The sequence below is a fragment of the Zunongwangia profunda SM-A87 genome, assembly GCF_000023465.1.
Lineage (GTDB): Bacteria > Bacteroidota > Bacteroidia > Flavobacteriales > Flavobacteriaceae > Zunongwangia > Zunongwangia profunda.
In genome coordinates this window covers 2,904,035-2,917,038 of record NC_014041.1, presented here as the reverse complement: position 1 = coordinate 2,917,038, position 13,004 = coordinate 2,904,035, and the positions used below count along the sequence as shown (strand labels likewise).

Below are 13,004 nucleotides of genomic sequence, written 5' to 3'. Positions count from 1 at the left end.
GTAAAACTCTTTGTAGATTATTCTTTTACTCGATACACCGATCCTCGTTCCTTACGGGGATCGCCTACTTTTCCATATTCAAAGGTGTAGCCATCTTTATCCGTTTTAATGATACGCATATGGATTGCCTGCCGTTCCTGCATGTTTTTAGGATGAAGATTTTTAAGTACGAATTCACAGTCATTAATCCAGCGAACAGAAGAAGTGTCGGTTTTCCCCTGAAAGGTATCAATCTCTAAACTATCAGTACGTACAAATCTGGAAGTCACCATTTCCCCGTTTAAATAGGATTGAAATTCAAACGTTCCGGTACGAAAATCCTGGCAATTTTTTTCTGGTTCAAAACAACTTAAAAATGCGAGGGGAGCAATAAAGAAGATTAATTTTTTCATACTGCAAAATTAATCCAAATGGCCTGAATATTCAATTTTCAAAGGCATCAAAAGTACCATCTTCATAAAATATAATCACTCTCGAGATTTTTTTATCGGTTTTAGAAGGAAAAGAAGATACAACCTTGTTTACTGGATCTGCCGGGTTAGTTTCAGAAAATAAATCATTTTCGAATTTTTGTGCAGGAACCGATTCTTTTTTTGATGAGACGATACTAGTTTTTTCGGGAGAGGTATCATTTTCAACTTTAGGAAAGCTTCCTTTCCCATTAAGTAACCAGTAGAGTTCTACTTCAGGAAAAGTCTTCACAATTTTCATAACAAATTCCAGGCTGGGTTTATTCCGCCCTGACAATAGATGACTAATCGAAGACCTGCCAACTTCAATTTTATCAGCAAAAGAAGAAGCCGTTAAATCATAATATTCGATAATTTCCTGTAATCTATTTGTAAACTCTTTAGTGTTTACCATTGTAAAAAGTATTAATTTTCCTGCATTTACAAATGTAAATTATTTAATAATGAATTCCTAATTACAAATGTAAATTGGCTCGTATTGATAAAGCTAAAGGTTAAGTAAAGGCACTTAATTTACTAAAAAACAATAAATTAAGGGTTTTAAACTGTATTCTTGGAGTATATCCAAGATTGTTTTCTTTTTCACACTAGGGCTAAATTACAATTGTAAACAACTAAGATATAGAACCTTGTTTACAATTGTAAAATAAAGGTTTTTTACTTTTGTCAACATGAAATACGCAGCTCCTATTAAAGAAATCATGGATCGTTATCCAGATTTTAAATTGAATCAAATAAAAGACCGTTATATCAATCAGTCTCATATTCAACCGATCCTGAATAATTTTGAAAAAGATGTTGAACTATCTAAAATTGGCTATTCTGTAAATAAGGAGCCTATTCATCTTATTAGAATTGGTAATGGAAAAATAAAAGTTCTGGCCTGGTCTCAAATGCACGGTAACGAATCCACAACGACCAGGGCCGTTCTGGATGTTATTAATGCGCTTATATATTTAGATACTGTAGAAACCCGCGATATTTTAAATAATATCAGTTTATATTGTATTCCAATGTTAAACCCTGATGGAGCAAGAAAGTATACCCGGTTTAATTACAACAACGTAGATCTTAACAGGGATGCTCAAAATCTAACGCAACCAGAAAGCCGTTTACTTAGAAAAGTATTTGAAGAGGTGAAGCCGCAGTTTTGTTTAAACCTGCATGGCCAAAGAACCATCTTTAGTGCCGGTTTAACGGATAAGTCGGCAGTAATGTCTTTTTTAACACCTGCTGAAGATGAGGAACGTCATCTTAGCGCGAAGCGAAGCGAAAGCATGAAAATAATTGCGCAAATTGCTTCAGATTTGCAGGAGGTGTTACCAGGGCAGATTGGACGCTATGATGATGGATTTAACCTTAATTGTACGGGAGATACATTTCAAAGCGAAGGGGTGCCGACTGTTTTATTTGAAGAAGGTCATTTTCCCAACGATTATACGCGTGAAGCGACCAGAGAATTTGTAGTGGCAAGTATAATTTCTTCATTAAGAAGTATAGCAATAGGTACTTATTTGGATTTTAGCGTAGAAGATTATTTTGCTATTCCTGAAAATGCTAAGAATTTCAATGATATTTTGATTAAAAACGTCAGGATATTAGATAGTATTAAGGATGTAAGTATTCAATATTCAGAAAAATTGGTCGGCAATAAGATTGAATTTATACCGAAAATTGAAAAAATCGAGGATAAAATTGACAAATATGGTCATAAAGAGGTTGATGGAGAAGGCAAAATACTGGAATTAGAAGGGCGGAAAACACCAGTCGAAAACGTTATAGTTGATAAAATATTCTTAAATAGAGAAATATTAATGGTTAAATGTGATTAATTCTTCAAAAAATTATAAATACTTCAAAGTTTTTGTATTATTTTTGAACTTCATATAATAAAAAGAAGTTAAGAAAATGGCCAAATTTAAATTAGACGAAACAGATCATCAGATTCTCGACATGCTTATCGAGAATACTAGAACTCCGTTTACCGATATCGCTAAAAAGCTTTTAATTTCTGCCGGTACGGTTCACGTTCGTGTAAAGAAAATGGAAGAAGCGGGAATCATAATAGGTTCTTCGTTAACGCTGGATTACCAAAAACTTGGGTATGCGTTTATCGCTTATGTAGGTGTGTTTCTTAAAAACACCTCACAAACAAAATTTGTTTTAGAAAGAATTAATGAAATTCCTTTTGTAACCGTTGCTCACGTTACTACCGGAAAATTTAATGTTTTCTGTAAAGTTAGAGCCCGTAATACACAGCATGCTAAAGAAATTATCTTTCAATTAGATGATATTGAAGGAGTATATCGTACCGAAACCATGATCTCTTTAGAAGAAAGTATTAACGATAAAAAACGTTTAATGCACTCTATTTTTAAAGAGCTGTAAGGAGAGAATACTAAACTTTTATTAAAAACCCTTTAAGCTCTTTTGTTTGAAGGGGTTTTTTTATAATTTTAAGACAACTAAATACCAAAAATTATGCATAGAGAACCTAAGTTAGAACGTTTCAATGAAAATGTTCTTTCTAAGTATCAAATTTATAACAGTCTTTTTCTAACCCTGCCATTTAATGACATTCGTAAAACCGGATCTTTATTACCACTTTTTCAGGAAGTTTGCGAAAAAGGATTTAAAGAGAATAAAAATCCCTCTGAAATCGTAGAGGCATTTTTTAAGAAATATCTGGATGATCCTTCAGAAAAAGATATGAATGATCTTTTGTTTAGGTTCATACAATATATCGAAAGACAGGTAGTATTATTTGACGCCATTGAAGATGCTGCTTTTCCTATCGTTAACAATATGGATGGTATTGGGACACTTCGAAATATAAAAGAAGAGTCTGAATCCCGAAATCAGAATGAAAAACTACGGGAGTTTTTAACCCGGTTTAAGGTTAGACCAACTTTAACGGCTCACCCAACACAATTTTATCCTGGCGCTGTATTAGGAATCATTACCGATCTTGATAAGGCCATTCAAAACGATGATCTTGTAAAGATAAAACAACTTTTATCTCAGCTTGGTAAGACACCGTTCTTTAAAAAAGAAAAACCAACGCCACTTGATGAGGCCATAAGTCTTATATGGTATTTTGAAAATGTATTTTATCAAAGTGTAAGTAAAATATATAGCTATATCCAGCAAAATATGTTTGATGGTGATAGCATTGGCAATGAAATTATAGAATTAGGGTTCTGGCCTGGTGGTGACCGTGATGGAAATCCTTTTGTAACTACAGATATCACCTTACAGGTGGCCAAAAGGCTTAAAAGTACTATATTGTTTTGTTACTATCGTGATGCCAGAAAACTTAAAAGGAGATTGACTTTTGAAGGGGTAAATGAAACCATTGAAGAAATTGAAAGAGCACTTTATGATGGTGCCGTTTCGGAAAGCGCTACCATTAAATTACCACTTAAAGAACTAAAGGTTAAGTTACATGCTATCAGAGAAGTATTGATAAACAAACATCAATCGTTATTCCTGGATGAAGTAGATGATCTTTTAAATAAAGTTAATTTATTTGGATACCATCTGGCTACCTTAGATATCCGTCAGGATAGCGGGGTTCATGAGGAGGTACTTTCAGAAATTATTGCCGTTTGCGAAAAAAGAGGGGATAACCTAATCCCTAAAAATTATAAAGAGCTTTCAGATAAAGAACAAATTGAAATTCTCTCAAATGTAACCGGAAATCTCTCTGCAGACGAGTTTGATAGTGAAGATGGAATGGGGAAAGCAACTATTTCTTCCATCCATGCGATGAAACAAATCCAGAAAACTAATGGAGAAAAAGGAGCCAACCGTTATATTATTAGTCATAGTGAAGTGCCGCAGAGTGTTTTAGAGCCTTTTGCATTTTTAAGACTTTGTGGATGGGATCAACCAAGTGTCGATATAATTCCGTTATTCGAAACGGTACCAGATTTAAAAGCTTCACCAGAGGTAATGAAAACTTTATATAGCAATCCTGTATATCGTGAGCATTTAGAGCGTAGAGGTAACAAACAAACTATAATGCTTGGTTTTAGTGATGGTACTAAAGATGGGGGATACCTTATGGCGAACTGGAGTATCTATAAAGCTAAACAGGAACTTACCGAAATATCTAGAGAATATGACATTAAAGTCACTTTCTTTGATGGGCGTGGAGGACCACCAGCACGTGGAGGCGGTAAAACACACCAATTCTATGCTTCTCTAGGTTCAGCTATCGAAAATGAAGAAATCCAGTTAACCGTACAGGGACAAACCATTAGTAGTAATTTTGGAACTAAAGATAGTTGCCAGTATAACCTGGAGCAATTAATAAGTGCAGGAGTGTCTAACGAGATTTTTAATCATGGTAAAAACAATTTGTCTGATGAAGATCGTAAAACAATGGTAAATCTGGCCGAGACCAGCTATAATACCTATATGGACTTTAAAGCGCACCCAAGATTTATTCCTTATTTAGAGAAGATGAGTACGCTTAAATATTATGCCAAAACAAATATTGGTAGCCGACCATCAAAGAGAAATAATAATGCATTAAATCTTGATAATTTACGTGCAATTCCTTTTGTAGGTAGCTGGAGCCAGTTAAAACAAAACGTACCTGGATTCTTTGGTGTAGGTACAGCATTAAAGAAATACGAAGAAAACGGAGAATTTGATAAAGTAAAACAACTGTATAATAATTCGATTTTCTTTAAAACCTTGCTTGAAAATAGTATGATGAGTTTAACCAAATCTTTTTTCGAATTGACTGCCTACATGAAGGAAGATGAAGAATTTGGTGAATTCTGGCAAATTATTCACGATGAGTATATACGTTCCAAAGAAATGCTATTAAAAGTGACCGGTTACAAAGAGCTTATGGAAAATGAGCCTGCGATGAGGGCTTCGATTCAGGCCAGGGAGCGTATCGTTCTTCCATTGCTTACTATTCAGCAACATGCATTAAGAATGGTACAAAAGCTCCAGGACAGTGGTGATACCGAACGATTGGATGAATTCGAAAAAATGGTTACCAGATCCTTATACGGTAATATTAATGCAAGTAGAAATTCAGCTTAACAAAGTAATATATGACAGTAGAGCAGTTAAATGCTTCGGAATACAATTCGTTCTATGAAAATTATATTAAAAGTGTCCCCAAAGAAACTTCTTTGGGGATATTATTTTTAGAGAACCTAAAAGAGGTGTCAGAACGATTAGCGAGAATCGAAGAAGCACAATTATCTTTTAAATATGAAGAAGGAAAGTGGACCGTTGCTGAAGTATTTCAACATTTAATAGATGTTGAACGTATTTTTCAGTATAGAGCACTTTGCCTCGCTAGAAGGGAAACACAACCACTATCTGGTTTTGATCATGATGCCTATGTAGTTTGCTCTGGGGCTGAAAATCGGACTTTGGAAAGTTTTAAAACAGAATTCGAAATGGTACGAAAATCGACTTCAATTTTATTTGATTCTTTTACAAACGACATGTTAAAACAAGTAGGACAAATGAATGGTTCTTCAGCTACTCCTAGGGCTATAGGCTTTATCATTGTAGGACATACCATGCATCATTTAAAAATTTTACAAGAACGTTACGGCATTTGAAAAATCCTCCAAAATTCTTAAAAGCCATTAAGTCATTCTTTAAGCTTATGGCCAGAGCTTTTACCAGCTGGAATAAAAACGAGCCTTACTCGCGTAGTGCTACTATTGCCTATTATGCGCTATTTTCGTTACCCTCTTTATTGATCATAGTTGTGACCATAGCGGGATATTTTTTGGGTAGTAGAACAACTGTACAGGATAGAATTACTTCAGAAATTAGTAGGTTTATTGGTGGGGATACCGCAAATGCCGTAGAGGGGATGATCTCCAGTGCATGGCTTTCAGAAGACTCGACTTTTGCTATCATTTTTGGCGTAGGCATGTTGTTATTTGGTGCTACCGGAGTTTTTGTTCAGCTTAAACTGGCCATGAATAATATTTGGAATGTTGCGGAAAAACGTAACAATTTTTGGGGATTACTTTTAGACCGGGCGATTTCTTTTGGGATGATCCTGGTTGTTGGTCTTTTGTTATTAGTATCTCTGGTAATTTCGGCATTATTAAACCTTATTAAAGATAGTATTCAATTAAGTGCTCCTCATATTACTGGTGCCGTGTTGAGTATCGCAAACTTTATCATATCCTTTCTTGTCATCACTTCTTTATTTATGGCAATTTTTAAAATACTTCCCGATATTAAGATTAAGTGGAGAACTACTTTTTGGGGTGCAAGTCTTACAACCATTTTGTTTTTAATAGGATATTATCTTATCAGCTTTTATTTTGGCACCAGTGATCCAACTTCTGTATACGGCGGAGCATCCAGCGTGGTTTTGATTTTACTTTGGGTATATTATGCCTGTATGATTATGTTTTACGGAGCCGAGTTTACCGTGCAGTATGCGCTTGTAAAAAATGAAAAAATAGAGATGGGGAAAAATGGGGAACCTGCAATTTATCAGGAAATGGAAAAGCTGGAGAAGAAAAAAGTACAGATAAAGGAGGAAAAAAGAATTATAGATAAACTTAAATCGAACCTGGGAATTTCTAAAAAGAATAAAAATGAGAACTGATTAAAGTTCAATTCTATTGGAGATTTAAAATTTGGTTAGCAAATAAAAAATGCTGTGTAACTAATGATAATCAATAACTGAAATTTGAAATTGATATCCTAAATTGCAGATAATTCACTTTTAACGCTTATTAACTTCGTCACACTTTAATTTAAAATGCCTTTAATACAGGTTCTCTTTTATAGTTTTTACATTTGGATAAATGCTTAAAAAAACAAAAATTATGGAAAAGAGAGTAGCTATTTTAGCAACAGACGGATTTGAAGAAAGTGAATTAACATCGCCAAAGGAAGCGATAGAAAAAGCAGGTTTTACAGCAGAAATTGTAAGTATAAAATCTGGATCTATTAAAAGTTGGGATGTAGATAAATGGGGTAAAGATTTTACTGTAGATAAGGAAGTTAGTAAAGTAAGCGCTAAAGATTATAACGCTTTAGTACTTCCAGGAGGAGTAATAAACCCAGATAATTTGCGTACCAATGAAGATGCATTGGTATTTATTAGAGATTTCTTTAAGCAAAGTAAAATCGTAGCCGCTATTTGTCACGGTCCTCAGTCCTTGATCAATGCTGAAGTTGTAGAAGGTAGAACAATGACTTCTTATCCATCTATTAAAAAAGATTTAGAGAACGCAGGAGCGCTTTGGGTAGATAAAGAAGTGGTAGTAGACGAAGGTTTTGTGACTAGTAGAACACCAGATGATCTACCAGCATTTAATGATAAATTGATTGAAGAAATTAAAGAAGGAAAGCATGATTATCAGCATGCCTAATCTTTAAATCATTCAATACAAATTAAAAAGGGAGTTTAGATTTTAAACTCCCTTTTTTATATATGTTTAAATATACTTGCCATCCACATGTACAGACCGCAGGCATCTAAATTGTATTATATAAAAGAAAGACTCGGGGAATTTAAACCTTTATCAAGGTCTTAATCATCTTCCTCTTCGTCGTTATCCTTCTCTGGGATGTCTACGATTGGCTCGTTAAAGTCGTCGTCATCATAATCTTCCTCATCAAAATTAGCCATAGTGTTTTCTAAACGTGTACTTACCTTCACCAGGTAAATGGCGTCTTCAGTTCGTACTTCAACCGCATCAATCGTTTCTCCCTTTGCATTTTTAAAGGAAATGATGTGATCATCATCATAGCCATCAGGGTACTTCTCTACAAGAAGGCTTAATATCTCCGGAGTTAGTTTTTTAAAGTCAACAATTACTCTTTTCATTTTATAGGGTTGATTTTTTTGCAATTATAAATAAAAATATAAAACCTCAAAGGCTTAGGGTAAATTTTTAATAGAATAATAAATTTATAATAATCAGGCGTTTTTATAAAATTCAAAGGCATCAAATATTATATTATTTGGTACCTGGCAGTCAATCTCGGTTTCTCCTATATCTTTAAGGAGCACAAAATTTATTTTTCCGGCTTCATTTTTCTTGTCGTACTTCATTAAATCGATAATAGCATCAATATCATTTTTAGAAAATTCTACCTTACCATAAAGTTCAACAATACGTTTGGTGATACTATCAAGTTTTTCTGAAGGGAAATCTTTTAACTCCTTAGAAATATATGTTGCGAGAATAATCCCCAAAGCAACTGCTTCACCGTGTAATAATGTTTTCTTTTGGGTATGGGTTAAACAATAAGATTCTATAGCGTGTCCTAGCGTATGGCCGTAATTTAATGTTTTTCGCAATCCGTTCTCATAAGGATCTTCAGCAACCACTTTTGCTTTAATCCCTACTGAAACCCTTATGATATCATCCAGATCATTTAGCGTAAGTTCACTAAGATTTCCTACTTTTTCCCAATAAGCCTCATCTGCTATCAAGCCATGTTTTAAGATTTCAGCTAAACCGCTTCTCATTTCTTCAGAAGGCAGTGTGGCCAGGTAATCTGAATCTACAATTACCATTTCAGCATTCGAGATAATCCCAATTTGATTTTTAAGATTTCCCAGGTCCACCCCGGTTTTACCACCAACCGAAGCATCTACCATAGCAAGTAGGGTAGTGGGAACATTAATATAATTGATTCCGCGTTTAAAAGTTGAAGCAACAAAACCGCCAAGATCCGTTACCACACCACCACCAAGATTGATCATTAAACTTTTACGATCGCCTTCAAGATCAGACATGGTTTGCCATACTCCCAAACAGGTATCTAGATTTTTAAAAGGCTCGCCTGCTTCAATCTCTATAATTTCTATAGTTGTTGCTGTTGAAATTTTAGGTAAAAATCCAGGTAAACAATGTTCGTGTGTATTAGTATCTACTAAAATAAATATCTTAGAAGGGGTGTGTTGTACTAGATAGTCATTAATTTTTTGATATGCTTCTTCTTTATAAAAAACGGTTCCTTTTGCCGTGTTTTCCATGATTTTGAATCTTTAAATCGGTTTCGAAAATAAGGAGAAATTATTAAACCAAAATCAATATTCAATAATTATATTTGCGACAATTAAAGAGATCCCATGATTAGAAAAAAGATATTTAACGATACCAAAACGGCTTTTAAATTAAAATCGGATACAGAGCTGGATAGAGCGATTTTTTTATTCAGTATGATGGGAAGGCCAACTTTAGTTAAATCTGGTATTGCGCTTACCAAAATGTCTTTAAAATTGAAATTGCCTGTAGAAGGCCTGATTAAAAAAACCATATTTGAGCAATTTGCCGGAGGGGAGACCATGGAAGACTGTAAACCTACCATTAAAACCATGTACCAGGCCAAATTGCACAGTATTCTAGACTATTCGGTAGAAGGGAAAGAAACCGAAGAGGAATTTGATGCCGCAGTAGCTAAAAAAATAGAACTTATCAAGTTCGCAAATGAAGAAAAAGAAGTCCCTTTTGCTGTTTTTAAACCCACCGGAGTGGGTAGATTTGAAATTTGGGAAAAAATGACCGCTAAAGTCAGTTTATCTGATGAAGAAAAAAAAGAGTGGGAAAACATCAAAGAACGGGTAGAAAAACTGTGTAAGACGGCTTATGATTTAAAAGTAAGGTTATATGCCGATGGAGAAGAAACCTGGATGCAAACAGCTGCAGATGATCTAATGGAAGAAATGATGCGTAAATATAACAAAGAGGAAGCGCTCATTTTTAATACGTTACAATGTTATCGTTGGGATAGAATAGAGTACCTTAAAGATCTGCATGAAAAAGGAAAAGCTGAAGGTTTTAAAATCGGTGCTAAAATTGTTCGTGGCGCCTATATGGAAAAAGAAAATGAACGCGCCAAACGTTTAGGTTATCCTTCTCCTATTTGTGAAAGCAAAGAAGCTACAGATGTGAACTTTAATAGTGTAATGTCTTATTGTTTAGCTAATCTGGAGGATATTTCAGTGTATATAGGTACACACAACGAGGTAAGCAATTATCTGGCGCTACAGATCATCGAGGATAAGGGATATGATATAAATCATCCACATATCTGGTTTAGTCAGTTATTTGGGATGAGTGACCATTTAAGTTATAATTTAGCAAAAAAGGGCTATAATTCGGCCAAATTGGTTCCTTTTGGCCCAGTTAGAGATGTAGTCCCTTATTTAATGCGTAGGGCACAGGAGAACTCATCAGTGAAAGGGCAAACCGGTAGGGAGCTTTCCTTATTGCTTGAAGAACGTAAGCGCAGAAAAGGTCACGAAACAAGACACGATCGCCAGGAAAAAGAAAGTTTTTAATTCTTTTGAAAGGTCCTATTGCCGATTTTTACAGTGATCAGACGATATTAATTTAAATAGGTCTCTGGTCTGTTTTTTATCGAGATTTACTTCGTTTTAAGACGGTAATGGCTGTGAGCAACTGGGGTTCTTTAATTTGTTTCATGTTTAATTCAGGAAATCTGATAAGTTCCCATCGTTTATCATTATATTCCAGAGCGGTTAGATTTTCAATCCAATCTCCGGAATTTAAATATAAACAGGTTCCTTTTTTATTGGTTTTTCTCACAATTCTGGGTTGATGAATATGTCCGCATACTACATATTTATATCCATTTTCTATAGCAAGATCGGTCGCCGTCTTCTCAAAATCATCTATAAATTTAATAGCCCCTTTTACCTTATTTTTAATCTTTTTGGAAAGGGAATATTTTTTTCGACCTATTCTTACCAAACACCAGTTTAAAAAGCGATTAATCAAAATTAAAAAATCATAACCCCAGCCTCCAAGCTTTGCGATCCATTTGGCATTTTGTATAGAGACGTCAAAAACATCGCCGTGAAAAAACCAGGCTTTCTTTCCGTCAAGTTCTAAAACCAGTTTATCTACAATAGAAAAAGAACCCATAAAAGTTTCACTAAACTTTCTAAGCATTTCATCGTGATTACCAGTAATATAAATTATTTCGGTTCCGCTGGTGCTTAAGTCGATTATTTTCTTGATAACTTCAAGATGTGATTTAGGAAAGTAGCGTTTCCTAAATTGCCAGATATCAATAAAATCACCGTTTAGGATTATTTTTTCAGGTGCTACGCTATCAAGATATAGCAATAATTCTTTCGCGTGGCATCCAAAAGTTCCTAAATGAACATCTGAAATTACCAACAAATCGATTTTTCGCTTTTTTACCAATATAGTCTTCTTTTTTGCAAAGGAAAGTTGTTTTTAGGAAAATGATATTAAGCTGATCTTAAGCAATCTTCAATTAATTGTTATTCAGCCTGGCTATCTTAAAACTATAAAATACAGAACGTTTTAACTGAAATCCTGGAATCAAAATTAAAGTTTAGATTGATATTGGGCATTTTCTCCCAGAAATACGAATGTTTTACTAAAATCAATTTTTAAATTATAGCCTAAAAAATTACATTTGTTCAAAATCGATCAAATGGCAGGAAATTCCTTCGGAAAAATTTTTAAGCTCACCACTTTTGGTGAATCACACGGGCCGGCAATTGGTGGTATCATCGATGGATGCCCAGCAGGGTTAAAACTAGATTTTGAAGCAATTCAGGATGAGTTAAACCGAAGAAAACCTGGCCAGTCTGCCATTGTAACGCAGCGCAAAGAACCAGACACGGTAGAATTCTACTCGGGTACTTTTGAAGGACAAACCACAGGCACTCCTATTGGTTTTGTTATTCATAACGCGAATCAAAAATCTAAAGATTATTCTCATATAAAAGATACCTATCGCCCCAGTCATGCAGATTATACATATGATGAAAAATATGGCGTAAGGGATTATCGCGGTGGCGGTCGTAGTTCGGCACGAGAAACGGCAAGTAGGGTAGTGGCAGGAGCTATCGCGAAACAGATGCTTAAATCGGTTAAAATTACAGCCTATGTAGACTCTGTAGGCAAGATTTCCCTGGATAAACCTCATTATGAAGTAGATTTTTCGTTAATTGAAACCAATCCGGTACGTTGTCCGGATAAAGCGAAAGCGGAAGAAATGGAGGCTTATATCAAGCAAATCAGATCTGAAGGTGATACCGTTGGAGGTACCGTTCGTTGTGTGATTAGTGGTGTTCCTAAAGGATTGGGCGAACCGGTTTTTGACAAATTGCATGCGGAATTAGGGAAAGCTATGCTTTCTATTAATGCCGTAAAAGGTTTTGAATATGGCAGCGGTTTTGAAGGCACTGCAATGAAAGGAAGTGAACACAACGACCTTTTTAATGAAGACGGTACTACAAAAACTAACTTAAGTGGTGGTATACAGGGCGGCATTTCAAACGGAATGGATATTTATTTTAATGTAGCTTTTAAGCCTGTTGCGACCATCATGCAAAAGCAGGATACCATTAATAAAGACGGAGATGTAATCGAAATGCAGGGAAAAGGTCGCCACGATCCATGTGTGGTACCAAGAGCGGTACCTATTGTAGAAGCTATGGCCGCACTAACCATTGCAGATTTTTTCCTTCAGGATAAATCTTCAAAACTTTAAAAGAACAATACAGAA

The 13,004-nt window shown here is 34.9% G+C and carries 13 protein-coding genes; 8 read left to right on the top strand and 5 right to left on the bottom strand.

What is annotated here, in order from left to right:
• Window positions 1-17 precede the first annotated feature (17 nt).
• Window positions 18-392, bottom strand: a complete 375-nt coding sequence (locus ZPR_RS12910) for a hypothetical protein (protein WP_013072141.1) — start codon at window positions 390-392, stop codon at window positions 18-20.
• A gap of 31 nt (window positions 393-423) precedes the next feature.
• A complete protein-coding gene (locus ZPR_RS12905) occupies window positions 424-864 on the bottom strand; it encodes a helix-turn-helix transcriptional regulator (protein ID WP_013072140.1) in 441 nt (146 codons plus the stop codon).
• Window positions 865-1,141: 277 nt separating this feature from the next.
• Between ZPR_RS12905 and ZPR_RS12900 the strand changes: the two genes are divergently transcribed.
• The 6 genes from ZPR_RS12900 (at window position 1,142) to ZPR_RS12875 (ending at window position 7,852) form a co-directional block, all read left to right on the top strand.
• The gene (locus tag ZPR_RS12900) at window positions 1,142-2,302 is read left to right on the top strand and encodes a M14 family zinc carboxypeptidase (RefSeq protein ID WP_013072139.1); all 1,161 of its coding nucleotides are present in this window, start codon (window positions 1,142-1,144) and stop codon (window positions 2,300-2,302) included.
• 76 nt (window positions 2,303-2,378) lie between these two features.
• A complete protein-coding gene (locus ZPR_RS12895; protein WP_013072138.1) occupies window positions 2,379-2,858 on the top strand; it encodes an Lrp/AsnC family transcriptional regulator in 480 nt (159 codons plus the stop codon).
• 93 nt (window positions 2,859-2,951) lie between these two features.
• Window positions 2,952-5,534, top strand: coding sequence for a phosphoenolpyruvate carboxylase (locus tag ZPR_RS12890; protein ID WP_013072137.1), 2,583 nt, complete (start codon window positions 2,952-2,954; stop codon window positions 5,532-5,534).
• Window positions 5,535-5,545: 11 nt separating this feature from the next.
• Window positions 5,546-6,067, top strand: a complete 522-nt coding sequence (locus ZPR_RS12885) for a DinB family protein (protein ID WP_013072136.1) — start codon at window positions 5,546-5,548, stop codon at window positions 6,065-6,067.
• Window positions 6,064-7,080 carry a YihY/virulence factor BrkB family protein gene (locus ZPR_RS12880; protein WP_013072135.1) on the top strand — a complete coding sequence of 339 codons (1,017 nt, stop codon included), beginning with the start codon at window positions 6,064-6,066 and terminating at the stop codon, window positions 7,078-7,080. Before ZPR_RS12885 ends, ZPR_RS12880 begins: the two co-directional genes overlap by 4 nt.
• A gap of 223 nt (window positions 7,081-7,303) precedes the next feature.
• Window positions 7,304-7,852, top strand: a complete 549-nt coding sequence (locus ZPR_RS12875) for a type 1 glutamine amidotransferase domain-containing protein (RefSeq protein WP_041580000.1) — start codon at window positions 7,304-7,306, stop codon at window positions 7,850-7,852.
• A gap of 161 nt (window positions 7,853-8,013) precedes the next feature.
• Here ZPR_RS12875 and ZPR_RS12870 read toward each other — a convergent pair whose 3' ends face one another.
• Both ZPR_RS12870 and aroB read right to left on the bottom strand, forming a co-directional pair.
• Window positions 8,014-8,310 carry a hypothetical protein gene (locus ZPR_RS12870; protein WP_041578913.1) on the bottom strand — a complete coding sequence of 99 codons (297 nt, stop codon included), beginning with the start codon at window positions 8,308-8,310 and terminating at the stop codon, window positions 8,014-8,016.
• Between the two features lie 93 nt (window positions 8,311-8,403).
• Window positions 8,404-9,468 carry a 3-dehydroquinate synthase gene (aroB, locus tag ZPR_RS12865; RefSeq protein ID WP_013072132.1) on the bottom strand — a complete coding sequence of 355 codons (1,065 nt, stop codon included), beginning with the start codon at window positions 9,466-9,468 and terminating at the stop codon, window positions 8,404-8,406.
• A gap of 96 nt (window positions 9,469-9,564) precedes the next feature.
• Here aroB and ZPR_RS12860 point away from each other — a divergent pair, with 96 nt between their 5' ends.
• Complete coding sequence (locus tag ZPR_RS12860; protein ID WP_013072131.1) at window positions 9,565-10,776, top strand: proline dehydrogenase family protein; 1,212 nt, start codon at window positions 9,565-9,567, stop codon at window positions 10,774-10,776.
• 76 nt (window positions 10,777-10,852) lie between these two features.
• Here the strand turns inward: ZPR_RS12860 and ZPR_RS12855 are convergent, their stop codons facing one another.
• The gene (locus ZPR_RS12855) at window positions 10,853-11,668 is read right to left on the bottom strand and encodes a UDP-2,3-diacylglucosamine diphosphatase (RefSeq protein ID WP_013072130.1); all 816 of its coding nucleotides are present in this window, start codon (window positions 11,666-11,668) and stop codon (window positions 10,853-10,855) included.
• 256 nt (window positions 11,669-11,924) lie between these two features.
• On the opposite strand from ZPR_RS12855, the gene aroC reads away from it, so the two are divergent.
• Entirely contained in the window at window positions 11,925-12,989 is a 1,065-nt protein-coding gene (gene aroC / locus ZPR_RS12850; RefSeq protein WP_013072129.1) for a chorismate synthase, read from the top strand.
• Window positions 12,990-13,004: the final 15 nt, after the last annotated feature.

Bases quoted from the DNA above. Each gene is read 5' to 3' on its own strand.
- ZPR_RS12910 (WP_013072141.1), bottom strand. From the start codon at position 392: ATGAAAAAATTAATCTTCTTTATTGCTCCCCTCGCATTTTTAAGTTGT.
- ZPR_RS12905 (WP_013072140.1), bottom strand. From the start codon at position 864: ATGGTAAACACTAAAGAGTTTACAAATAGATTACAGGAAATTATCGAA.
- ZPR_RS12900 (WP_013072139.1), top strand. From the start codon at position 1,142: ATGAAATACGCAGCTCCTATTAAAGAAATCATGGATCGTTATCCAGAT.
- ZPR_RS12895 (WP_013072138.1), top strand. From the start codon at position 2,379: ATGGCCAAATTTAAATTAGACGAAACAGATCATCAGATTCTCGACATG.
- ZPR_RS12890 (WP_013072137.1), top strand. From the start codon at position 2,952: ATGCATAGAGAACCTAAGTTAGAACGTTTCAATGAAAATGTTCTTTCT.
- ZPR_RS12885 (WP_013072136.1), top strand. From the start codon at position 5,546: ATGACAGTAGAGCAGTTAAATGCTTCGGAATACAATTCGTTCTATGAA.
- ZPR_RS12875 (WP_041580000.1), top strand. From the start codon at position 7,304: ATGGAAAAGAGAGTAGCTATTTTAGCAACAGACGGATTTGAAGAAAGT.
- ZPR_RS12870 (WP_041578913.1), bottom strand. From the start codon at position 8,310: ATGAAAAGAGTAATTGTTGACTTTAAAAAACTAACTCCGGAGATATTA.
- aroB (WP_013072132.1), bottom strand. From the start codon at position 9,468: ATGGAAAACACGGCAAAAGGAACCGTTTTTTATAAAGAAGAAGCATAT.
- ZPR_RS12860 (WP_013072131.1), top strand. From the start codon at position 9,565: ATGATTAGAAAAAAGATATTTAACGATACCAAAACGGCTTTTAAATTA.
- aroC (WP_013072129.1), top strand. From the start codon at position 11,925: ATGGCAGGAAATTCCTTCGGAAAAATTTTTAAGCTCACCACTTTTGGT.